Genomic DNA, 23,225 nt, shown 5'->3' with positions numbered 1-23,225 from the left:
GCTCCTTAGAAATAACCCTGACGTTTCTTCAGCTCCATGGAGCCTGCCTGGTCGCGGTCAATCACGCGCCCCTGTCGCTCGCTGGTGGTGGACACCAGCATCTCTTCGATGATCTCCGGCAGCGTCTGCGCGCTGGACTCCACCGCGCCGGTCAGCGGCCAGCAGCCGAGGGTACGGAAACGCACCATCTGCTGTTTGATCACCTCGCCCGGCTGCAGGTCGATTCGATCGTCGTCGATCATCATCAGCATGCCGTCGCGCTCCAGCACCGGGCGCTCGGCGGCCAGGTACAGCGGAACGATTTCGATGTTTTCCAGGTAGATGTACTGCCAGATATCCAGCTCGGTCCAGTTGGAGAGCGGGAAGACGCGAATGCTTTCGCCTTTGTTGATCTGACCGTTGTAGTTGTGCCACAGCTCCGGACGCTGGTTTTTGGGGTCCCAGCGGTGGAAGCGGTCGCGGAAGGAGTAGATACGCTCTTTAGCGCGGGATTTCTCTTCGTCACGGCGCGCGCCGCCGAAGGCCGCGTCAAAACCGTATTTGTTCAGCGCCTGCTTCAGCCCTTCGGTTTTCATAATGTCGGTATGTTTGGCGCTACCGTGCACGAACGGGTTAATCCCCATCGCCACCCCTTCCGGGTTTTTATGCACCAGCAGCTCGCAGCCGTAGGCTTTCGCGGTACGATCGCGGAACTCGTACATCTCGCGGAATTTCCAGCCGGTGTCCACGTGCAGCAGCGGGAACGGCAGCGTGCCCGGATAAAACGCTTTACGCGCCAGATGCAGCATGACGCTGGAATCTTTACCGATGGAGTACATCATCACCGGGTTAGAAAACTCGGCGGCCACTTCGCGGATAATATGGATACTTTCCGCTTCAAGCTGCCGCAGGTGTGTAAGACGTTTTTGGTCCATAACCGTTCCTTAAGCCAAATTTACGACAGAAGAACCAAAGCCTTCTGTATCGGTTGTGTGCTGAAACCAGGCGAGCGTGCTGTGCAGCTGCACCACTTCCCCCACCACGATCAGAGCGGGCATCGGGGCGTCTTTCGCCAGGGTTGCAAGTTGTTCCAGGGTGCCCGTCGCAACGTGCTGATCGATGCGCGTGCCGCGAGAAATGACGGCAACGGGCGTCGTCGCTTCGCGACCGTGCTGAATAAGCTGTTCGCTGATGTCAGCCGCCTTCATCGTGCCCATGTAGATCGCCAGCGTCTGGCGGCTCTGGGCGAGATGCGACCAGTCAAACGGCGTGCTGTCGGCCTTGTAGTGTCCGGTCACAAAGGTGACGCTCTGGGCGAAATCGCGGTGGGTCAACGGGATACCGGCGTACGCCGTCACCGCAGAGGCTGCCGTGATGCCGGGCACCACCTGGAACGGTACGCCCGCTTCGGCTGCCGCCTGCAGCTCTTCGCCGCCGCGACCGAAGATAAACGGGTCTCCCCCCTTCAGGCGCACCACGGTTTTACCCGCTTTGGCGGCGTCAACCAGCATCTGGTTGGTGTCGTGCTGCGGCACAGAGTGCTCGCCAGCCCGTTTGCCGACGCAGATTTGCTCCGCGTCGCGACGGATCAGCTCGCGCACGCCGTCGGTGACCAGATGATCGTAGAACACCACGTCCGCGTCCTGCAGCACCTGCAGGCCGCGCAGCGTCAGCAGCCCGGCATCGCCCGGCCCTGCCCCCACCAGAATGATCTCCCCGCTCGTGCTGCCGGGGTTATCCAGTTCGTCCTCGAGGATTTTCTGCGCCGCCGTCTCATTGCCGGCATGCATCAGGCTGGCAAAGCGGCCGCGAAACACGCGCTCCCAGAAGCGACGGCGTTCCGTCACGCTGGTCAGGCGGGTTTTAAGATGGTTGCGCCAGTAGCTGGCTTTTTCCGCCATGCGCCCGAGGCTGGTCGGCAGCAGCGCTTCGATTTTTTCCCGCAGAACGCGTGCCAGCACCGGTGCGGTGCCGCCGGAGGAGATCGCCACCAGCAGCGGCGAGCGATCAACGATCGACGGGAAGATAAACGAGCACAAAGGCTGGTCGTCCACCACGTTCACCAGGCGGTAGCGGGCTTGCGCCGCGTCAGAAATTCGACGATTGAGCTCGCGATTTTCGGTGGCAGCAATCACCAGCACCACGCTGTCGATTTGCGACGCCTCGAAATCCGCCTCTTCGACTACCCGTACCTGCGCACCTGCCCGTCGGAGGAACGCGATTTTGCGATCGGCAATGTCACCCGTGCCAACAACCAGCACCGGCTTCTCTTTTATCGCAGCAAATAAGGGCAGATAGTCCACAGGCAACAACTCACTAACAACGAGGAATAGAGGGACTATAGGGGGCGGCTTAGACCGAATGAAATTACGAATTGGAATGAGTAGTTACTCAATGGAATAACGCCATGGAAAAGCAAATATCAAAAAGTGCTTAACACGCGAAATTTCGGGCATTTAAGAGCAATTCAAATTGTGTATGCACGATCACAGTTTCATACTAAGCGAGTTAAAAATTTGCTCTGTTTTTAAGGACTCACTATGTTTTCCGCAACGCGCCACCGTATTGCTGCCCTGGCGCTCGGCGTTTGCTTCATCCTTCCGGTTCAGGCAAAAAACCAACCTTATGGTGAAATCGCCAATATGCAGGCGCGGCATATTGCCACGGTCTTCCCTGGACGCATGACCGGCACACCGGCCGAGATGCTCTCCGCAGACTATATTCGCCAGCAGTTTGCCGATATGGGCTACCAGAGCGATATCCGCTCGTTTCACAGCCGCTACATCTATACCTCACGTAATAAAACAAAAAACTGGCACAACGTGACGGGCAGTACGGTCATTGCCGCACACGAAGGGAAAGCGGCTGAGCAGATCATTATCATGGCGCATCTCGATACCTTCGCCCCGATGAGCGACGCCGACACCGACAATAACCTCGGCGGTTTGACGTTGCAGGGGTTAGACGACAACGCGGCGGGTCTGGGCGTCATGCTTGAACTGGCCGAGAGAATGAAAAATATCCCAACGAAATACGGGATTCGCTTTATTGCCACCAGCGGAGAAGAAGAAGGAAAGCTTGGCGCTGAGAATCTCCTTAAGCGCATGAGCAATGAGGAGAAAAAAAATACGCTGCTGGTGATCAATCTCGATAATTTGATCGTCGGCGATAAGCTCTATTTTAATAGTGGGCAGAGCACCCCCAGCAGCGTGCGTAAATTAACGCGCGACCGGGCATTAGCCATCGCCCGTAGCCACGGTGTGTATGCCACCACCAATCCCGGCGGCAACCCGGATTATCCGAAAGGAACGGGCTGTTGTAACGACGGAGAAGTGTTTGATAAAGCGGGCATTCCGGTTTTGTACGTTGAGGCGACAAACTGGGGCCTTGGCAAGAAAGATGGCTATCAGCAGCGGGCGAAATCGAAAGCCTTCCCGGAAGGGACAAGCTGGCATAACGTGATGCTGGACAATCAGCAGCACATTGACAGCGCGCTGCCTCAGCGAATTGAGCACCGCAGCCGTGATGTGGTGAAGGTGATGCTGCCGCTGGTGAAGGAGCTGGCGAAAGCGGGTAAAGCCTGATGTTTTAAAGCCTCGTGCGGCCTGATGCCCTCACCCCAACCCTCTCCCACAGGGAGAGGGTGGATATAGGATCACCCTTCGTGCAGCCCGCACTCGCGCTTCAGCCCAAAGAATCGCGTCTCTTCTTCCGCCATTCCCGGCTCCCATTTGCGCGTGGTGTGGGTATCCCCCACCGACAGATAGCCCTGGTCCCACAGCGGATGGTACTTCAGCCCGTGTTTTTGCAGATACTGATAAACGGTGCGGTTATCCCAGTCGATGATCGGCAGCACTTTGAACACGCCGCGTTGAACCGCCAGCACCGGTAGCGTAGCGCGGCTTCCAGACTGCTCGCGGCGCAGACCCGCAAACCAGGTCTGAGCCTTCAGCTCTTTCAGCGCGCGGTTCATCGGCTCGACTTTGTTGATCTCATTGTATTTCTCAATGCCCTCAACGCCCTGCTCCCAGAGCTTGCCGTAGCGCGCCTCCTGCCAGACCGCGCTTTCCGTCGCGCGGTAGACTTTCAGGTTCAGCTTGAGCTTGTCCGTGAGCTCGTCGATAAACTGGTAGGTTTCCGGGAACAGGTAGCCGGTATCGGTGAGGATCACCGGAATGTCCGGGCTGATCTGATTCACCAGATGCAGGCTGACCGCCGCCTGAATACCAAAGCTCGACGACAGCACATAGTCTCCCGGCAGGTTTTCCAGCGCCCACGCCACGCGCCCTTCGGCGTCCAGCTTTTCAAGGTGGGCATTGGTTTCTGCCAGCGCCAGAATGCGTTCGACTTTTGGCAGGTCATTAAGGGCGTTTAGATCGAGTACGGACATAATTACCTCTCGTGGTTACTCCCAGAAATCCCTTGCGGGATCGAGCACCGGGCGAATGATGCCCGCACGCACCGTAAAGTCGCCGAAGCCTTCACCCGCTTCGCGCTCTTTCGCCCAGCGCCCGACAAGCTCGTCGATGGAATCAAGAATTTCCGGCTCGGTGATGTTCTCGCGGAACATACGCGGAATGCGCGTGCCGATTCGGTTACCGCCCAGGTGCAGGTTATAACGCCCTGGCGCTTTCCCCACCAGACCCAGCTCGGCCAGCATCGCGCGGCCGCAGCCGTTCGGGCAGCCGGTGACGCGCATAACAATATGCTCGTCCGGAATACCGTGTTTTTCCAGAATCGCTTCTACCTTGTCAGTAAATGACGGCAGGAAACGCTCCGCTTCGGCCATCGCCAGCGGGCAGGTCGGGAACGACACGCAGGCCATGGAGTTTTCACGCTGCGGCTTCACCGCATCCATTAACCCGTGATCGCGCGCCAGCTTCTCGATCTTCGCCTTCTGGCTCTCCGGCACGCCGGCAATAATGAGATTCTGGTTAGCGGTAATGCGGAACTCGCCTTTATGGATCTTAGCAATTTCCAGCAGACCGGTTTTCAGCGGGCGGCCCGGATAATCAAGAATACGACCGTTTTCAATAAACAGCGTCAGGTGCCATTTATTGTCGATACCTTTCACCCAGCCAATGCGATCGCCGCGACCGGTGAATTCGTAAGGGCGGATCGGCTCAAACTTGATGCCTGCGCGACGCTCCACTTCCGCTTTGAACGTCTCAACGCCCACGCGCTCCAGGGTGTATTTGGTTTTCGCGTTTTTACGGTCGGTACGGTTGCCCCAGTCGCGCTGCGTGGTCACTACCGCTTCCGCCACGGCCAGCGTGTGCTCCAGCGGCAGGAAGCCGAACTCGCTCGCGGTGCGGGCATAGGTTTTCTTGTTACCGTGCTCAATGGAGAGGCCGCCGCCCACCAGCAGGTTAAAGCCAATCAGCTTGCCGTTTTCGGCAATCGCCACGAAGTTCATGTCGTTGGCGTGCAGGTCGATGTCGTTCTGCGGCGGGATCACGACAGTAGTTTTAAACTTACGCGGCAGGTAGGTCTGGCCGAGGATCGGCTCTTCGTCGGTGGTGGCGACTTTTTCCTGATCGAGCCAAATCTCTGCGTAGGCGCGCGTGCGCGGCAGCAGGTGCTCGGAGATCTTCTTCGCCCACTCGTACGCTTCGGCGTGCAGCTCGGACTCATACGGGTTCGAGGTGCAAAGCACATTACGGTTCATGTCGTTGGCGGTTGCCAGCGCGTCCAGCCCGACCGAGTGCAGCATCTGGTGCACCGGCTTGACGTTCTTCTTCAGAATACCGTGGAACTGGAAGGTCTGACGGTTGGTCAAACGGATGCTGCCGTAGATTGTGTTCTCACCGGCAAACTTGTCGATCGCCTGCCACTGTTTGGTGGTAATCACCCCGCCCGGCAGACGGCAGCGCAGCAGCATCGCGTGACGCGGCTCCAGCTTCTGTTCTGCACGCTCGGCGCGGATGTCGCGGTCGTCCTGCTGATACATACCGTGGAAGCGGATCAGCAGGAAGTTGTCGCCTTTGAAACCGCCGGTCAGACCGTCATTCAAATCTTCGGCAATGGTACCGCGCAGGTAGTTGCTCTCTACCTTCATGCGCTCGGCATCAGTCAGTTTGCCTTCGACCACCAGTGGCCCTGGATGTTTTTCGCTCATTAGTAGACATCTCGCTGATAACGGCGCTCAACGCGCAGCTCACTTAAAAATTCATCCGCCGTTTCGGCATCCATACCGCCGAATTCGGCAATCACTTCCAGCAAAGTCTGCTCAACGTCTTTCGCCATACGATTGGCGTCGCCGCAGACATAAATGTGGGCACCGTCATTGATCCAGCGCCACAGCTCTGCGCCCTGTTCGCGCAGTTTGTCTTGTACGTATACTTTTTCTTTCTGGTCGCGGGACCAGGCCAGGTCGATGCGGGTCAGCACGCCTTCTTTCACATAGCGCTGCCACTCAACCTGGTAGAGGAAATCTTCGGTAAAGTGCGGGTTGCCGAAGAAGAGCCAGTTTTTACCCGGCGCTTCATCTGCCGCGCGCTGCTGCATAAAGGCGCGGAACGGCGCAATGCCGGTGCCAGGGCCAATCATGATGACCGGGGTTTCCGGGTTTGCCGGCAGGCGGAAGTTGTCGTTGTGCTCGATAAAGACGCGCACTTCGCCCTCTTCTTCCACGCGATCCGCCAGGAAACTAGATGCCCCACCCGCGCGGGCGCGGCCTTCGATGTCGTAGCGCACCACGCCGACGGTAACATGCACTTCGCTCTCCACTTCGGCCTGTGAAGAGGCGATGGAGTACAGGCGCGGCGTCAGCGGACGCAGCAGGCCAATCAGCGCATCGGCATCCAGCTGAGCCGGAGAGAAACGCACCATATCGACAATTGGCGTCGTCGCGGCGTAATGCTGCAGTTTCGCTTTGTCGCCCACCAGCGGCAGCAAGGATTCGCTGCGCGTTAAGGTGGCGTAATTTTCGACGATATTCGGGGTGTTCACCGTCAGCTCGAAATGCCACTGCAGCGCCTCTGAAAGCGGCTGGGTTTTGCCGTCAACGGTGACAGGCTCGTCACCCTTCAGCCACAGCAGCTCAACCAGCTCTTTTACCAGAGCAGGATCGTTCTGATACCAGACGCCCAGCGCATCGCCCGGCTGATAGCGCAGGCCCGAGTCGCCCAGATCAATTTCGATATGGCGGACATCTTTTTCCGAGTCGCGGCCGGTAATTTTCTGGTTCACCGACAGGCTCGCCGTCAGTGGAGCCTCTTTGGTGTACGGGCTGGTGTGGATATCGTTAACAACACCCGTCGCGGTGAACGCGGCCTGCGCCGACGTCTCTTTCGGCACACGCGCTTTTAACACCTCAACGATACGTGCACGCCATTCGGCGGCGGCGGTCTGGTACTCGACATCCGCGTCAACGCGGTCCAGCAGGCGCTCCGCGCCCAGCTCCGCCAGCCTGCTGTCAAAGTCTTTACCGGACTGGCAGAAGAATTCATACGAGGTATCGCCAAGGCCGAACACGGCAAACGCCGTGCCGTCCAGCTTCGGCGCTTTTTTCGAGAACAGGAACTTATGCAGCGCGACGGCTTCTTCCGCAGGCTCACCTTCCCCCTGCGTTGACGCCACCACCACCAGCAGTTTTTCTGACGCGATTTGTTTGAATTTATAATCCCCGGCGTTGACCAGGTTCACGTTCAGTTTAGCGGCCAGCAGGTCATCACGCAGCGCTTCGGCCACGCGGCGGGCGTTACCCGTCTGCGAGGCGGAAATCAGGGTAATGGCCGGAATTTCAACGGCCGTGGCCGGTGCACCCGCCACGGCGCCAGGCTGCTGATTGAGCATTCCCCAGAAATAACCGGAGACCCAGGCAAGCTGAGTGGGAGAAAAATCAGAGGTGGCAGCCTGAAGGCGCGCCAGCTGCTCCGGGTTCAGGGGAAGCAAATTTGAAGGTGGGGCCTGTGTTGTCATGCGTCGTTATGTTCCAGTAGCCAAGCGGACTTTAAGCGAATAAATCCAAACTGAAGATAAGGTTAACGGCGAGGATAATAACAATTAAAGAAGGGATGGAAATAATAAATAACCAAATGGACTAACCTGTTTTAGTTATCGTTCTTAACAGTAAAAACGATTAATTAAATCTTTGAAATATAATGCGAAAATTAACAAAAAAAGGGCATGTCACGGCTCAGTACCTATTGAGCCGTTTTAGTTAATGCTAAAAATTGTGCTTTCCGGTACTATGCGGCGGTTTTTTCCGCATTACTGAGAGCGATCATGTCCACCACACTGTTTAAAGATTTCACCTTCGAAGCCGCCCACCACCTTCCGCATGTCCCTGAAGGGCATAAATGTGGCCGCCTGCACGGGCACTCGTTTATGGTGCGTCTTGAGATCACCGGTGAAGTCGATCCGCATACCGGTTGGATCATGGATTTTGCCGAGCTGAAGGCCGCGTTTAAGCCGACCTACGATCGTCTGGATCACTACTACCTGAATGAGATCCCGGGCCTTGAAAACCCGACCAGCGAAGTGCTGGCAAAATGGATTTGGGATCAGATGAAGCCGCTGGTACCGCTGCTGAGCGCGGTGATGATCAAAGAGACCTGCACGGCAGGCTGCGTGTATCGCGGGGAGTGATGCTTGCCGGGTGGCGCTGACGCTTGCCCGGCCTACAATAGCCTCGAACCCTGGGCCCGGTAAGCGCTCGCGCCACCGGGCTTTTTTTATGCAATATTCAGATACTTGTGCGTCTGCATCGACAGGCGCCAGTTGCGCGCAATACAGGTTTCAATGCACAGGCGCGTCGCGTCGTCTTTCTGGCTGATCGGCTGTAGCGCAATGACGCGCTGCTTTTCATCCGTCAGCGTGGCCAGCAGTTCATCCAGCGCTTCGATATCACGCACGCGCCCTACCGGGTGCTTGATCTCATCCGCGCGTTCCAGCGCCTGAGACAGCACGTCATACCCGCCGCGCATATTCACCTTTGGCGAGACCGTCACCCAGGTGGTGTGTGAACAGCGCACTTCATGGGTTCCGCTGGTTTCAATCTGGCAGCTGTAGCCGTTCTTTTCGAGCAGCTCGGTCAGCGGCGTCAGATCGTGGATGCAGGGTTCGCCGCCGGTGATCACTACGTGGCGCGCCGTCCAGCCCTGACGACCAATAATGGCCAGCAGATCTTCGGAACTGCCCGCGCCCCACTTATCGCTCTCTTTGGTTTTCGCCAGAATGCTAAACAGCGACACTTCCCGATCTGCGAGCTTATCCCACGTATGTTTGGTATCACACCAGGCACAGCCAACCGGGCATCCCTGTAAACGAATGAAAATAGCGGGAACGCCGGTAAAGTAACCCTCGCCTTGCAGGGTCTGGAACATCTCGTTAATCGGGTACTGCATAGTCATCTCAGTAAAGGGGATAAACAATAAGTATCGCAGATCCCCGCCGGATGGTCATGCTCCATCGGTGCTTTGCGCGCCAATCGCCGCCATAAAACGCTCGGTAATTTGCTGTGGACGGGTGATCGCGCCGCCGACGACGACCGTATGCGCGCCCAGCGCCAGGCATCTGGCCGCGCGTTCAGGCGTATCCACGTTGCCTTCGGCAACCACGGGAACCGCCACGGCGGCCAGCACCGCTTTCAGGAACGCGCAGTCGTTGTCAGGCAATGTATGACCCTCGGTTTCCGCCGTATAGCCGTAAAGCGTGGTGCCGACGCAGTCAAAGCCCAGCGCCTGCGCCGTCACGGCTTCGTCCACGGAGGCGATATCCGCCATCAGCAGCACCGCGGGATAGCGTGAGCGGATGCGCGAGACCAGCGTTTCCAGGGATTCCCCACCGGGACGCTCCCGCGCCGTCGCATCAAGCGCAATGATTTCCGGCGAGACGCTCATGAGCTCATCCACCTCTTTCATCGTGGCGGTGATAAACACCTCGCTTTCCGGGTAATCCCGTTTGATGATGCCGATAACAGGCAAAGAGACCTGCTGCTTAATGGCCTCGATATCTACCACGCTGTTGGCGCGAATGGCAGCGGCCCCGCCCTGCGCCGCCGCCAGCGCCATCCGCGACATAATAAACGGGCTATGCAGCGGCTCATTCTCAAGCGCCTGACAGGAGACGACCAGTTTTCCCTTCAGGGTATCCAGTACAGTTTTCATTACGATAAGATCTCTTCCACTTCGTTTTTGATAATCGTGACGTGCGGGCCATAGATGACCTGAACGCCGTTGCCGCGCACGATAACGCCGCGCGCGCCGGTGGCCTTCAGCGCCGCGTCATTCACTTTGCTGCCGTCCTTCACCGTGACGCGAAGCCGGGTGGCGCAGCAGTCCACCTCTTCCAGATTGTCTTTTCCGCCTAATCCGGCGATCACCGCAGCAGCGCGTTCGTTTTGCGGCAGACTGACTTCGTCAGCCATCGCCTCCTTTTCCCGACCCGGCGTGGCAAATTCAAAGCGGTTAATCAGGTAGCGGAAGGTGAAGTAGTAAAGGAAGAACCACGGCACGCCGACCAGCGGAACGAACATCCAGTTGGTTTTGGCCTCCCCCTGCAAAATGCCGAACAGCACGAAGTCGATAAAACCGCCGGAGAAGGTTTGTCCGATGGTGATATGCAGCATGTGTGCAAGCATGAACGCCAGCCCGTCAAACAGCGCATGAATGACGTAAAGGACCGGCGCAATAAACAGGAATGAGAACTCGATAGGCTCGGTAATCCCGGTCAGGAATGAGGTTAACGCCGCAGAGAGCAGCAGCCCGGCAACGCGCTTTTTGTTCTCCGGTTTTGCCGTGTGGTACATCGCCAGACACGCGCCGAGCAGGCCAAACATCATCGTAATAAAGCGCCCGGACATGAAGCGTGACGTGCCTTCGTAAAACTGCCGCGTACCAGGGTCGGCCAGCTGGGCGAAGAAGATCCGCTGCGTGCCTTCCACGAGGTGTCCGTTGACGATTTCACTGCCGCCGAGCGCGGTGGTCCAGAACGGCAGATAGAAGATGTGGTGCAAACCAAACGGGCCCAGCATGCGTAAAATGAAGCCGTACAGCAGGGTGCCCAGATAACCGGTGGCATCGACCAGCCCGCCGAGACCAAAAATCAGTTTCTGGAAATGTGGCCAAACCACGGTCATGAGCGCGCCGACGAGTATCGCCGCCAGCGAGCTGATGATGGGAACAAAGCGCGAGCCGCCAAAGAACCCGAGGAACTGCGGAAGCGCAATTTTATTAAACCGATGATGGAGCGCGCAGGTCACCAGACCAATCACCACGCCGCCAAACACGCCGGTTTCCAGCGTCTGGATCCCCAGCGTCATGCCCTGCCCCACGGCGCCCGGATTCTCGTGCGCCAGTTTGCCGGTGAGGATCAGCAGCGCGTTGATGGTGGCATTCATCACCAGAAACGCAAGTAGCGCCGCCAGCCCAGCCGTGCCCTTATCGCTTTTCGCCAGCCCGACGGCAACACCAACCGCAAACAGCACCGAGAGGTTCGCAAATACAATTGAACCGGCGCTGCTCATGATGGTGAAAATGGCCTGCAGCCAGCCCACATCTAAAAACGGATAAGCCGCCAGCGTATTGGGATTCGATAACGCGCCGCCTATCCCCAACAGCAGACCCGCCGCCGGCAACACGGCGATAGGCAACATAAAGGATTTCCCAAAGCGCTGCGCTTTTTCAAACCATCCCCCCGAAGAAGCGCCACTGAACATTTGCATCATTTTTTCATCTCCCCACTTAACGATGAAAATTTTTACCATATAAATATTATGTAGTGAAAATTATCATCAAAAACCAGGAAGCCGATCATACTTTTTCAAAATGACTGGCATCTTTCCCCTCCTTTCCGCCACACTAGTCGCAGCGAAACACATTAAGGACGTGGCATGTCGGACCATGAAAATCTGCTGCTGAAGCTCCGCCAGGAGGCTTCCGGATACAGCCCAACGCAACAAAAACTCGGCGAGTTTGTCCTCAGCGATCCTGCCCGGGTGCTCTACCTGACGATCACCGAGCTGGCGCGCGAGAGCCACACCAGCGAGGCCAGCGTCACGCGCCTTTGCCGGACGCTGGGCTGCAAGGGCTATAACGAATTCAAAATGGCGCTTGCGCTGGATATTCAGCAGGGCCAGCCCGCGCGTCAGGCGGGAGATGAGATTGATAACGTCGTGGAGGAGTCGGTACAGGCTTTGCAGGATACCGCCAGGCTCCTCGACCGCGCGCTGCTTGAAAAGGCGGCGCTGGCGCTGCACCAGGCGCAATCCGTGCAGATTTATGGCGTTGCGGCCAGCGCGATCCTCGGGGAGTATCTGCATTACAAGCTGCTGCGGCTGGGCAAACCCGCACAGCTGTTTAGCGATATGCACCGCGCGGCCATGAATGCGACAACGCTTTCGAAAGAGACGCTGGTTGTGGCCATCTCCAGTTCGGGTTCAACGCGGGATTTGCTTCACGTGGTGAAGCTTGCCCGCAAGCGCGGCGTTAAGGTTCTGGCCCTCAGCAATACGCCCCGCAGCCCGCTGGCCTCCCTGAGCGATTTACAGCTGGTTGCAGCCAAGCCTGAGGGACCGCTGAGCGCGGGGGCGCTCAATGCCAAGGTTGGCGTGATGCTGCTGGTTGAACTGCTAACCACGTCCCTTATTGCATTAGACAGCCATTACGGTGACGTCAGCCAGCAAACGGCAAGCGCCACGTTGCCGCTTCTGCTATAGAAAATAAAAAACCCGCCGAAGCGGGTTTTTTCATAAGAATGAAAGTTCAGGCTTATGCCTGGCCTTTGATCTCTTTACGACCGTTGTATGGTGCTTTTTCGCCCAGCGCTTCTTCGATACGAATCAGCTGGTTGTATTTAGCAACACGGTCAGAACGGCTCATAGAACCGGTTTTGATCTGGCCTGCAGCGGTACCCACAGCCAGGTCGGCAATGGTCGCGTCTTCAGTTTCGCCAGAACGGTGAGAGATAACAGCGGTGTAGCCAGCGTCTTTCGCCATTTTGATCGCAGCCAGCGTTTCGGTCAGAGAACCGATCTGGTTGAATTTGATCAGGATGGAGTTAACGATGCCTTTCTCGATGCCTTCTTTCAGGATCTTGGTGTTGGTTACGAACAGATCGTCACCCACCAGCTGGATTTTGTCGCCCAGTACTTTGGTCTGGTATGCGAAGCCAGCCCAGTCAGACTCGTCCAGACCGTCTTCGATAGACACGATTGGGTACTGTTTGGTCAGGTCTTCCAGGAAGTGAGTGAACTCTTCGGAGGTGAACGCTTTGTTGCCTTCGCCAGCCAGAACGTATTTACCGTCTTTGTAGAATTCAGATGCTGCACAGTCCATCGCCAGGGTGATGTCTTTGCCCAGCTCGTAGCCTGCTGCTTTAACTGCTTCAGCGATTACAGCCAGAGCTTCTGCGTTAGAACCCAGGTTTGGCGCATAGCCACCTTCGTCACCCACAGCCGTGTTCATACCTTTGGCTTTCAGAACTTTAGCCAGGTTGTGGAACACTTCAGAACCCATACGTACCGCTTCTTTCAGGGATTTCGCGCCAACTGGCTGAATCATGAATTCCTGAATATCAACGTTGTTGTCTGCGTGCTCACCACCGTTGATGATGTTCATCATTGGTACAGGCATGGAGTATTTGCCTGGGGTGCCGTTCAGTTCAGCGATGTGCTCGAACAGTGGCATACCTTTAGCAGCCGCAGCCGCTTTGGCGTTCGCCAGGGAAACTGCCAGGATTGCGTTCGCACCAAAGTTAGATTTGTTTTCAGTACCGTCCAGATCGATCATGATCTTGTCGATGCCAGCCTGGTCTTTGGCGTCTTTGCCAATGATTGCCTGAGCAATAGGACCGTTTACAGCGCCAACCGCTTTCAGTACGCCTTTACCCAGGAAGCGAGATTTGTCGCCATCGCGCAGTTCCAGCGCTTCGCGGGAACCGGTAGAAGCACCTGATGGAGCAGCAGCCATACCAACGAAACCACCTTCCAGGTGAACTTCGGCTTCAACGGTCGGGTTACCACGGGAGTCGATGATTTCACGACCGATGACTTTAACGATTTTGGACATTAGATTTTCCTCAGTACAAGTTAAACTAAAACTCCAGACAAACAACGCGTACCCAAGGTACGCGTTGCCGTTCTAACTTTTTTTACTTCGCCTGACGCTTCTGGTAGTCGCTGGCGGCCTTCACAAAGCCTGCAAACAGCGGATGCCCGTCACGCGGCGTTGAAGTAAATTCCGGGTGGAATTGGCAGGCCACGAACCACGGATGGTTAGGCACTTCGATGATCTCGACTAACTGATCATCCCCGGAACGGCCCGCAACACGCAGACCCGCAGCTTCAATTTGTTTCAACAACATGTTGTTGACTTCATAGCGGTGACGATGGCGCTCGGTGATGACCGGCTCGCCGTACAGCTTGCGTACCACGCTATCGTCGGACAGCTGGCAGGCCTGTGCGCCAAGACGCATGGTGCCACCCAGATCGCTCTTCTCGGTACGGACTTCGACGTTACCGTCTTCGTCGCGCCATTCCGTAATCAGCGCCACAACAGGGTACTTACAGTCTGGCACAAATTCCGTAGAGTTCGCGTTTTCCATTCCCGCTACGTTGCGCGCAAATTCAATCAGCGCAACCTGCATACCCAGGCAGATACCGAGGTATGGAATATTGTTTTCACGCGCATAGCGTGCAGTGGCGATCTTGCCTTCAACACCACGGTAGCCGAAGCCGCCAGGGATGAGGATAGCATCCAGATCTTTAAGAATTTCAACGCCGCGCGTTTCAACATCCTGCGAGTCAATCAGCTTGATGTTCACAGAGACGCGATTCTTCAGACCACCGTGTTTCAGCGCTTCGATAACTGACTTATAGGCATCCGGCAGTTCGATGTACTTGCCGACCATACCGATAGTCACTTCGCCGCCCGGATTGGCTTCTTCGTAAATCACCTGCTCCCATTCAGACAGGTTAGCTTCCGGACAGTTCAAGCTGAATCGTTTACAAATATAATCGTCCAGACCCTGTGATTTCAACAGGCCCGGGATTTTATAAATGGAATCGACATCTTTCATTGAAATAACGGCTTTTTCAGGCACGTTACAGAACAATGCAATTTTCGCGCGTTCGTTCGCCGGAATCGCGCGATCGGAACGGCAAACCAGGATGTCAGGCTGAATACCGATGGAGAGCAGCTCTTTAACAGAGTGCTGAGTCGGTTTGGTTTTCACTTCACCTGCTGCCGCCATGTAAGGCACCAGCGTCAGGTGCATGAACAGCGCGTGCTCACGACCAATATCTACCGCCAGCTGACGAATCGCTTCGAGGAACGGCAGGGATTCGATATCCCCTACGGTACCGCCGATTTCAACCAGCACAACGTCATGCCCTTCGCCACCGGCAAGGACACGTTCTTTGATGGCGTTAGTGATGTGCGGGATGACCTGCACGGTCGCGCCCAGGTAGTCACCACGGCGCTCTTTACGCAGAACGTCAGAGTAGATACGGCCAGTCGTAAAGTTGTTACGACGGGTCATTTTGGTACGGATGAAACGTTCGTAGTGGCCAAGATCCAGATCGGTTTCAGCGCCGTCTTCAGTAACGAACACTTCCCCGTGTTGGGTTGGGCTCATGGTGCCAGGATCGACGTTGATGTACGGATCCAGTTTCATCATGGTCACATTGAGGCCACGGGCTTCAAGAATGGCTGCGAGGGAGGCTGCGGCAATGCCTTTACCCAGAGAGGATACGACCCCGCCGGTCACAAAAATATAGTTCGTTGTCATGCTGAACCTGAGAAGTTAGGGTGAAACGATGGAATAACCAGGACGGGAAAGTAGTATACCCGAACACGGCGAGCGCCACAAACTTTCATTCTCCGTCTCCATACCAGGCCATGACAAACATAAGGAGTGAGAAAATAGCCCCTTTTGGGTAAATGTTTTTGACGCAAATCAAGCGCTTGTCATTTAAAAAATCACACAAATTGCGCTTGATCGCAAAATTTCGTTAGAGATCAGATTCCTGGCGCTTTACTTCCTGCCAGACTTCTTCCATGGCTTCGAGGTCGATTCCGGTCATTTCCAGGCCGCGCGAGGCCACAATCCGCTCAACTTCGCGAAAGCGTCGTTCGAACTTAATGTTGGCTTTTTGCAGGGCGGTTTCCGCTTTTACACCTAAATGGCGCGAAAGGTTGACGGTAGCGAAAAGCAGGTCGCCCACCTCCTCTTCCAGCTTCGCTTCATCCACCACCGCCTGCTGCGCTTCGTGCATCACTTCGTCAATCTCTTCGTGCACTTTATCCAGCACCGGGCCCAGGGAGTCCCAGTCAAACCCCACGGCAGAGCAGCGTTTCTGGATTTTATGCGCGCGCATCAGCGCGGGCAGGCTCAGCGGAATGTCATCCAGCGCCGAGTGCTGGGATTTTTCCGCCCGCTCGGCGCTTTTGATCTGCTCCCAGCGGGCCAGCACCTCGGCGCTGTTCCCTGCGGTAGCGTCACCGAAAATATGGGGATGGCGGCGCTCAAGCTTGTCGCTGATGGCAGCGCAAATATCGTCAAAGTTAAAGCGCCCTTCTTCCTGCGCCATCTGGGCGTAAAACACGACCTGGAACAGCAGATCGCCCAGCTCGCCGCGCAGGTCGTCAAAATCCTCGCGTGAAATGGCGTCCAGCACCTCGTAGGTCTCTTCAAGGGTGTACGGGGCGATGGTGGCGAAAGTCTGCTCTTTGTCCCACGGGCAGCCGTTTTCCGGGTCGCGCAGGCGTTTCATGATGCCGAGCAGGCGGTCGATTTGAGTCATAGTACTGTCCTGATGAAAAAATGCCGGGTGGCGGCGTTGCCTTACCCGGCCTACGTAAGAGGATGTTTAGCCGCCGTGCAGACGACGCGCGTCAATCACATCCGGCACCTGGTTCAGCTTGCCGAGCACGCGGCCCAGCACCTGCAGGTTGTAGATTTCGATGGTCATATCGATGGTGGCAAGCTGCTCGCGGGTATCGCTGCGGCTGGCGACGCCCAGCACGTTGACCTTCTCATTGGCGAGAATGGTCGTGATGTCGCGCAGCAGGCCGCTGCGGTCGTTGGCAGTGACGCGCACCACCAGCGAGTAGCCGGCGGAATAGCTCTCCCCCCAGACCGCCTCCACGATGCGCTCCGGCGCATGCGACTGCAGCTCGGCAAGCTGGTCGCAGTCGGAACGGTGAATAGAAATCCCGCGTCCCTGGGTGATAAAGCCGACGATATCGTCGCCCGGAATAGGCTGGCAGCAGCGGGCAATGTGGTGCATCAGATTGCCCACGCCTTCCACGACAACGCGGCCGTTATCTTTGCTGCGCTGCTGCGGTACATGGGTTTTCTGCTGCAGCTGCTTCAGCGCTGCCGCATCCTGCTCCGCCGCACTTGGCTTGTTGAACTGCGCCTGCAGGAAATTCACCATCTGATTCAGACGGATATCTCCGCCGCCAATGGCCGCTAGCAGTTCGTCAAGCTCGTTGAAGTTGTAGCGTGGCAGCAGGAATTTCTCCGCCTCTTTCAGGCTGATCCCGACATGCTCCAGCTCGTCATCCAGGATCTGGCGACCGGCAAGGATGTTTTTATCGCGATCCTGCTTGCGGAACCAGGCGTGGATCTTGGAGCGCCCGCGGCTGGTGGTGACATAGCCCAGGTTCGGGTTCAGCCAGTCGCGGCTCGGGTTGGGCTGCTTCTGGGTGATGATCTCAATCTGGTCACCCATCTGCAGCTGGTAGGTGAACGGCACGATTCGTCCGCCGATTTTCGCCCCAATGCAGCGGTGCCCCACATCGCTGTGGATGTGGTAGGCGAAGTCGAGCGGCGTGGATCCTGCCGGCAGGTCAACCACATCTCCTTTCGGGGTAAAGACGTAGACCCGGTCATCAAAGACCTGGCTGCGCACTTCATCGAGCATTTCGCCGGAATCAGCCATCTCTTCCTGCCACGCAATCAGCTTACGCAGCCAGGCGATGCGGTCTTCGTGGCCAGAACGCGCGCCGCCGGACGTACCCTCTTTGTATTTCCAGTGCGCGGCCACGCCCAGCTCGGCGTCTTCGTGCATCTGTTTGGTGCGGATCTGGATCTCAACCGTTTTGCCGCCGGGGCCAAGCACCACGGTATGAATAGACTGGTAGCCGTTCGGTTTCGGGTTCGCCACATAGTCGTCGAACTCGTCTGGCAGGTGGCGGAAGTGAGTATGTACTATCCCCAGCGCGGCGTAACAGTCCTGCAGACGCTCGGCCACAATACGCACGGCGCGCACGTCAAACAGCTCGTCAAAGGCGAGGTGTTTCTTCTGCATTTTGCGCCAGATGCTGTAGATGTGCTTAGGTCGACCGTAGACTTCGGCGCGCACGTTCTCTTCTTTCATTGACTGACGCAGCCCGCTGACAAACTCATCGATGTAGTGTTCACGATCGATACGGCGTTCATGCAGAAGTTTGGCAATGCGCTTGTATTCCGCCGGGTGAAGATAGCGGAAGCAGTAATCTTCCAGCTCCCATTTCAGCTGACCGATACCTAAGCGGTTCGCCAGCGGCGCATAGATATTTGTACATTCCTTGGCGGCAAGGACGCGCTCGTCTTCCGGCGCATCCTTCACTTCGCGCAGGTGCGCAATACGTTCGGCAAGCTTGATGACCACGCAGCGGAAGTCATCCACCATGGCCAGCAGCATTCGCCGGACGTTATCAACCTGTTCTGAGGAGACGGAATCGGTATGGGCAGCTTTAAGCTGGCGGATGGCCGCCATATCGCGCACGCCGTGGATCAGCGCGACGACCGAGGTTCCGACGCTGTCACGCAGCACGTCTTCGCTGACCACGTCAGCATCGGCGAGCGGGAACAGAAGCGCGGCCTGCAGCGTTTCGATATCCATGTTTAGCATGGAGAGAATTTCGACCATTTCGATGCCGCGCCACAACAGCAGCTCGGCGTCAGGATGTCCCTCCGTGGTGCGCAGACAATAGGCCCAGGTTTCGGTTAAGCGTTCACACGACTGCTGGCTGGAAATCCCCAGACTTGCGATCCATTTTTGAGGGTCAAACTCACCAGCTTTATTAAGATGTGCACTTCTTACCGCAACCATCGTCCTCTCCTTTAGGGACCAGGGCCTGTCGAAGTCGACAAGCCAAACAAATTAGATGTGCTCAAACAACGCCATCGATTCCAGATGTCCAGTGTGCGGGAACATGTCCAGCATTGCCAGACGCTGAATCTGGTAACCCGCACTGATTAATGCCTCGCTGTCCCGGGCAAGCGTCGCCGGGTTACAGGAAACATAGACCACACGCTTCGGCGCGAGTTTAATAATATGTGCCATTACGCCCGGAGCACCGGCACGTGCCGGGTCGAGCAAAATTTTATCAAAGCCCTGTTTTGCCCACGGCTGTTGAGTCACATCTTCCTCAAGGTTTTGATGAAAAAATGTCACATTTTGCAAGCCATTCTGTAGGGCGTTTTCCTGTCCTTTGGCGACCAGCGCCTCAACGCCTTCCACACCCACCACGTTTGCCGCTTTCTGCGCCAGGGGCAGCGTGAAATTCCCCATACCGCAGAAGAGATCGAGCACCCGGTCGGTCGGCTGGATATCGAGCCAGTCCAGCGCTTTTTCAATCATCTGCTGATTCACGCCGTCATTGACCTGGATGAAATCCCGCGGGCTGAACGTTAAGCGTAGCCCGTTTGACGCATACCATGGAGCCTCTCCCGTAACCTGCTCAAGTATCTCGCTTTGTGGTGCCAGGAAAAGCGCAAGCTTGTGGGAATGCGAAAAGCGTTCCAGTTTTTCGCGATCTTTTTCGGACAGCGGCGCAGTATGGCGCAGCACCATCAGCGGGCCGTTGTTAGCCAGAACCAGTTCCACGTGCCCGAGATTGCGTACACCTTCGAGCCCGGACAGACACTGGTGCACATCAGGGAGCAACGCCTCAAGTTGGGGCACCAAAACAGGGCACTGCTTTATATCCACGATATCGCTGGCGCTGGCTTTACGAAATCCCATCTCCAGCCGCTCGGTTTTTGGCTGATAACTCAGGCTCAGGCGCGCGCGCCGACGGTAGCCCCAGGGCTGCCCGGCGATAATCTCGTTAACCTCGTGCTTAAGCTGACGCGCCAGCGCGCTGCTTTTACTTTTTTGCTGTAAAACTACGCTGGCATGCTGTTGCTGGCAGCCCCCGCAGACGCCAAAATGGGGGCAGCGAGGCACTTCGCGTTCCGGGCTATCGCTCAGTCGGCGCTTTACCTGGCCGCGCGCGTACTGGCGTTTATCTTCCGTCAGCGTAATTTCTGCTCGTTCTGATGGCAGCAAACCTGTTATAAACAGTGTCTTACCGTTGTGCCGCGCCACCCCCTGACCAAAAGGATCGAGGTCCGTGGCTTCAACAGTTATGATCTGACGCGTCGTCACGCGTCGCTTTGCAGAGTAGAATTGCGCCATCGCTGAGATTTTTCTCACATATAAACATAATTGTCCTAATTGTCCCATAACGGAACGCCATGACCAACTACAGCCTGCGTGCACGCATGATGATTTTGATCCTCGCCCCTACCGTATTGATCGGTTTGCTGCTGAGTATCTTCTTTGTGGTGCATCGCTATAACGATTTGCAGCGACAGCTGGAAGACGCCGGAGCCAGCATTATCGAACCGCTGGCGGTCTCCAGCGAGTACGGGATGAACCTGCAAAACCGGGAATCCATTGGTCAGTTAATTAGCGTCCTGCATCGTCGTCACTCGGACATCGTGCGGGCTATCTCCGTTTATGATGAAAACAACCGTCTGTTTGTTACCTCGAATTTTCACCTTGACCCGACGTCCCTGAAAATTCCTGACGGCACGCCGTTTCCGCGCCGTCTCACCGTATTGCGGCGAGGGGATATTATGATCCTGCGCACGCCAATCATCTCCGAGAGCTATTCTCCTGATGAATCCGCTCAGTCTGAAGCCAAATCCAGCAACAACATGCTGGGATATGTGGCGCTGGAGTTGGATCTCAAGTCAGTCCGGCTGCAGCAGTACAAAGAAATATTTATCTCCGGCGTGATGATGCTCTTCTGTATCGGCATTGCGCTGATTTTCGGCTGGCGACTGATGCGTGATGTGACGGGGCCGATTCGAAACATGGTCAACACCGTTGACCGTATCCGTCGCGGCCAGCTCGACAGCCGCGTGGAAGGGTTTATGTTGGGCGAGCTGGATATGCTGAAAAACGGCATCAACTCAATGGCGATGTCGCTGGCGGCGTATCATGAAGAGATGCAGCACAACGTTGACCAGGCCACCTCCGACCTGCGCGAAACGCTGGAGCAAATGGAGATCCAGAACGTCGAGCTGGATCTGGCAAAAAAACGCGCCCAGGAAGCCGCGCGCATTAAATCAGAATTCCTTGCCAATATGTCACACGAGCTGAGAACCCCGCTGAACGGCGTGATCGGCTTTACCCGTCTGACGCTGAAAAGCGAGCTTAACCCCACCCAGCGCGACCACCTGCATACTATCGAACGTTCGGCCAACAACCTGCTGGCGATCATTAACGACGTGCTGGACTTCTCGAAGCTGGAGGCGGGCAAGCTGATCCTCGAGAGTATTCCGTTCCCGCTGCGCGGCACGCTGGATGAGGTGGTGACGCTGCTTGCGCATTCGTCACACGATAAGGGGCTGGAGCTGACGCTCAATATCAAAAACGATGTGCCGGATAACGTCATTGGTGACCCGCTGCGTCTGCAGCAGGTCATCACCAATCTGGTGGGTAACGCGATCAAGTTTACCGAGAGCGGCAATATCGACATTCTTGTCGAAAAGCGGGCGCTCAGTAATAACAAGGTGCAGATTGAGGTGCAGATCCGCGATACCGGTATCGGCATACCGGAGCGCGATCAGTCGCGTCTTTTCCAGGCATTCCGTCAGGCGGACGCCAGTATTTCCCGCCGCCACGGGGGGACCGGCCTGGGGCTGGTGATCACCCAAAAACTGGTAAAAGAGATGGGCGGCGATATCTCCTTCCACAGCCAGCCTAACCGGGGTTCGACCTTCTGGTTCCATATCAATCTCGATCTCAACCCGAACGTCATGACCGATGGGCCAGCGACCGACTGCCTGAAAGGGATGCGTCTGGCCTACGTTGAGCCAAATGCCGCAGCGGCACAGTGCACGCTGGACGTGTTAAGCACCACGCCGCTGGAGGTTGTCTACAGTCCGACCTTCTCTGCGCTTGCCGTTGAGCACTACGATATCCTGCTGATGGGGATCCCGGTGACCTTTACGGGTGAACTGACCATGCAGCAGGAGCGCCTGGCGAAAGCGGCATCAATGACCGATTACCTGCTGCTGGCCCTGCCTTGCCATGCACAAATTAACGCCGAAGAGCTGAAAAACGACGGGGCCGCCGCCTGCCTGCTCAAACCGCTCACGGCCACACGCCTGCTGCCAGCGCTCACCGAATACTGTCGACTGAGCCAGCACGCGCTGCCGCTCGTCAGCGACGAGCAAAAGCTGCCGATGAGCGTGATGGCGGTGGACGATAACCCGGCAAACCTGAAGCTGATTGGCGTGCTGCTGGAGGATCAGGTTCAGCACGTGGAACTCTGTACCAGCGGTGCGCAGGCGGTGGAACAGGCTAAACAGATGCAGTTCGATTTGATTCTGATGGATATTCAGATGCCGGGTATGGACGGCATTCGCGCCTGCGAGCTTATCCGCCAGCTCCCGCATCAGCAGCAAACGCCGGTTATTGCGGTGACCGCGCACGCCATGGCCGGACAGAAAGAAAAATTGCTGAGTGCCGGTATGAATGATTATCTGGCCAAGCCTATCGACGAAGAGAAACTGCATAGCCTGCTGGTGCGCTACAGACCGGGGCATATTGGCGGGACGTACACGGTTGCAGCAGAATCGGCGGAGATTAGCGTCAACCAGAATGCCACCTTCGACTGGTCGCTGGCGCTGCGCCAGGCGGCTGGGAAAACCGATTTAGCCCGCGACATGCTGCAGATGCTGGTCGCCTTCCTGCCGGAAATCCGTAATAAAGTGGAAGAACAGCTGGTGGGAGAAAACCCTGAAGAACTGCTGGAAGCCATCCACAAGCTGCACGGCAGCTGCGGCTATAGCGGGGTGCCGCGGTTGAAGAACCTTTGTCAGTTGCTGGAGCAACAGTTACGCGCCGGTACGCCAGAATCCGAGCTTGAACCCGAGTTTCTGGAGCTGCTGGATGAAATGGATAACGTGACGCGGGAAGCGATGAAGGTGTTAGGGAGCTGATATAAAAGCCCGGTGGCGCTACGCTTACCGGG

17 protein-coding genes are annotated in these 23,225 nt (G+C 56.6%); 4 read left to right on the top strand and 13 right to left on the bottom strand.

Features of this window, described 5'->3' with window-relative positions; genetic code table 11:
• Nucleotides 1-5 precede the first annotated feature (5 nt).
• Both cysD and cysG read right to left on the bottom strand, forming a co-directional pair.
• Nucleotides 6-914: a sulfate adenylyltransferase subunit CysD gene (gene cysD / locus KK102_RS14755; RefSeq protein ID WP_010434549.1), complete on the bottom strand. Its 909-nt coding sequence runs from the start codon at nucleotides 912-914 to the stop codon at nucleotides 6-8.
• A gap of 9 nt (nucleotides 915-923) precedes the next feature.
• Nucleotides 924-2,282 carry a siroheme synthase CysG gene (gene cysG / locus KK102_RS14750; RefSeq protein ID WP_420842098.1) on the bottom strand — a complete coding sequence of 453 codons (1,359 nt, stop codon included), beginning with the start codon at nucleotides 2,280-2,282 and terminating at the stop codon, nucleotides 924-926.
• Between the two features lie 237 nt (nucleotides 2,283-2,519).
• On the opposite strand from cysG, the gene KK102_RS14745 reads away from it, so the two are divergent.
• The gene (locus tag KK102_RS14745; protein WP_126544883.1) at nucleotides 2,520-3,563 is read left to right on the top strand and encodes an aminopeptidase; all 1,044 of its coding nucleotides are present in this window, start codon (nucleotides 2,520-2,522) and stop codon (nucleotides 3,561-3,563) included.
• Between the two features lie 71 nt (nucleotides 3,564-3,634).
• On the opposite strand, the gene cysH is transcribed toward KK102_RS14745, so the two are convergent.
• The 3 genes from cysH to cysJ are packed head-to-tail and all read right to left on the bottom strand — an operon-like array spanning nucleotide 3,635 to nucleotide 7,902.
• A complete protein-coding gene (gene cysH / locus KK102_RS14740; protein WP_216357895.1) occupies nucleotides 3,635-4,369 on the bottom strand; it encodes a phosphoadenosine phosphosulfate reductase in 735 nt (244 codons plus the stop codon).
• Between the two features lie 15 nt (nucleotides 4,370-4,384).
• Nucleotides 4,385-6,097, bottom strand: coding sequence for an assimilatory sulfite reductase (NADPH) hemoprotein subunit (cysI, locus tag KK102_RS14735; RefSeq protein ID WP_216357894.1), 1,713 nt, complete (start codon nucleotides 6,095-6,097; stop codon nucleotides 4,385-4,387).
• Nucleotides 6,097-7,902 (bottom strand): NADPH-dependent assimilatory sulfite reductase flavoprotein subunit, encoded by a 1,806-nt coding sequence (gene cysJ / locus KK102_RS14730; RefSeq protein WP_216357893.1) that lies wholly within the window; start codon nucleotides 7,900-7,902, stop codon nucleotides 6,097-6,099. The genes cysI and cysJ overlap by 1 nt, the downstream gene beginning before the upstream one ends.
• Nucleotides 7,903-8,208: 306 nt before the next feature.
• Here cysJ and queD point away from each other — a divergent pair, with 306 nt between their 5' ends.
• On the top strand, nucleotides 8,209-8,571 hold the full coding sequence (gene queD, locus KK102_RS14725) for a 6-carboxytetrahydropterin synthase QueD (RefSeq protein ID WP_014885039.1): 363 nt from the start codon (nucleotides 8,209-8,211) through the stop codon (nucleotides 8,569-8,571).
• Nucleotides 8,572-8,657: 86 nt separating this feature from the next.
• Here the strand turns inward: queD and queE are convergent, their stop codons facing one another.
• The 3 genes from queE to KK102_RS14710 are packed head-to-tail and all read right to left on the bottom strand — an operon-like array spanning nucleotide 8,658 to nucleotide 11,650.
• Nucleotides 8,658-9,329 carry a 7-carboxy-7-deazaguanine synthase QueE gene (queE, locus tag KK102_RS14720; RefSeq protein WP_023333236.1) on the bottom strand — a complete coding sequence of 224 codons (672 nt, stop codon included), beginning with the start codon at nucleotides 9,327-9,329 and terminating at the stop codon, nucleotides 8,658-8,660.
• A 54-nt stretch (nucleotides 9,330-9,383) separates the two neighbouring features.
• A complete protein-coding gene (locus KK102_RS14715) occupies nucleotides 9,384-10,091 on the bottom strand; it encodes an N-acetylmannosamine-6-phosphate 2-epimerase (protein WP_126544888.1) in 708 nt (235 codons plus the stop codon).
• Nucleotides 10,091-11,650, bottom strand: coding sequence for a PTS transporter subunit EIIC (locus tag KK102_RS14710; RefSeq protein WP_216357892.1), 1,560 nt, complete (start codon nucleotides 11,648-11,650; stop codon nucleotides 10,091-10,093). The genes KK102_RS14715 and KK102_RS14710 overlap by 1 nt, the downstream gene beginning before the upstream one ends.
• A 165-nt stretch (nucleotides 11,651-11,815) precedes the next feature.
• Between KK102_RS14710 and KK102_RS14705 the strand changes: the two genes are divergently transcribed.
• Nucleotides 11,816-12,640 carry a MurR/RpiR family transcriptional regulator gene (locus KK102_RS14705; RefSeq protein ID WP_216357891.1) on the top strand — a complete coding sequence of 275 codons (825 nt, stop codon included), beginning with the start codon at nucleotides 11,816-11,818 and terminating at the stop codon, nucleotides 12,638-12,640.
• Between the two features lie 52 nt (nucleotides 12,641-12,692).
• Here KK102_RS14705 and eno read toward each other — a convergent pair whose 3' ends face one another.
• The 5 genes from eno to rlmD all read right to left on the bottom strand — a co-directional run bounded on the left by eno (nucleotide 12,693) and on the right by rlmD (nucleotide 20,374).
• Complete coding sequence (eno, locus tag KK102_RS14700; RefSeq protein WP_024909267.1) at nucleotides 12,693-13,991, bottom strand: phosphopyruvate hydratase; 1,299 nt, start codon at nucleotides 13,989-13,991, stop codon at nucleotides 12,693-12,695.
• 82 nt (nucleotides 13,992-14,073) lie between these two features.
• Nucleotides 14,074-15,711, bottom strand: coding sequence for a glutamine hydrolyzing CTP synthase (gene pyrG, locus KK102_RS14695; RefSeq protein WP_126544891.1), 1,638 nt, complete (start codon nucleotides 15,709-15,711; stop codon nucleotides 14,074-14,076).
• A gap of 223 nt (nucleotides 15,712-15,934) precedes the next feature.
• Nucleotides 15,935-16,726: a nucleoside triphosphate pyrophosphohydrolase gene (gene mazG / locus KK102_RS14690; RefSeq protein ID WP_126544892.1), complete on the bottom strand. Its 792-nt coding sequence runs from the start codon at nucleotides 16,724-16,726 to the stop codon at nucleotides 15,935-15,937.
• 66 nt (nucleotides 16,727-16,792) lie between these two features.
• On the bottom strand, nucleotides 16,793-19,024 hold the full coding sequence (relA, locus tag KK102_RS14685) for a GTP diphosphokinase (RefSeq protein ID WP_216357890.1): 2,232 nt from the start codon (nucleotides 19,022-19,024) through the stop codon (nucleotides 16,793-16,795).
• A 51-nt stretch (nucleotides 19,025-19,075) separates the two neighbouring features.
• The gene (gene rlmD / locus KK102_RS14680) at nucleotides 19,076-20,374 is read right to left on the bottom strand and encodes a 23S rRNA (uracil(1939)-C(5))-methyltransferase RlmD (protein WP_216357889.1); all 1,299 of its coding nucleotides are present in this window, start codon (nucleotides 20,372-20,374) and stop codon (nucleotides 19,076-19,078) included.
• Nucleotides 20,375-20,433: 59 nt separating this feature from the next.
• On the opposite strand from rlmD, the gene barA reads away from it, so the two are divergent.
• Entirely contained in the window at nucleotides 20,434-23,193 is a 2,760-nt protein-coding gene (gene barA / locus KK102_RS14675; RefSeq protein WP_216357888.1) for a two-component sensor histidine kinase BarA, read from the top strand.
• Nucleotides 23,194-23,225 lie beyond the last annotated feature (32 nt).

The organism is Enterobacter quasimori (genome assembly GCF_018597345.1).
GTDB lineage: Bacteria > Pseudomonadota > Gammaproteobacteria > Enterobacterales > Enterobacteriaceae > Enterobacter > Enterobacter mori.
This window is presented reverse-complemented; position numbering and strand designations above follow the sequence as displayed.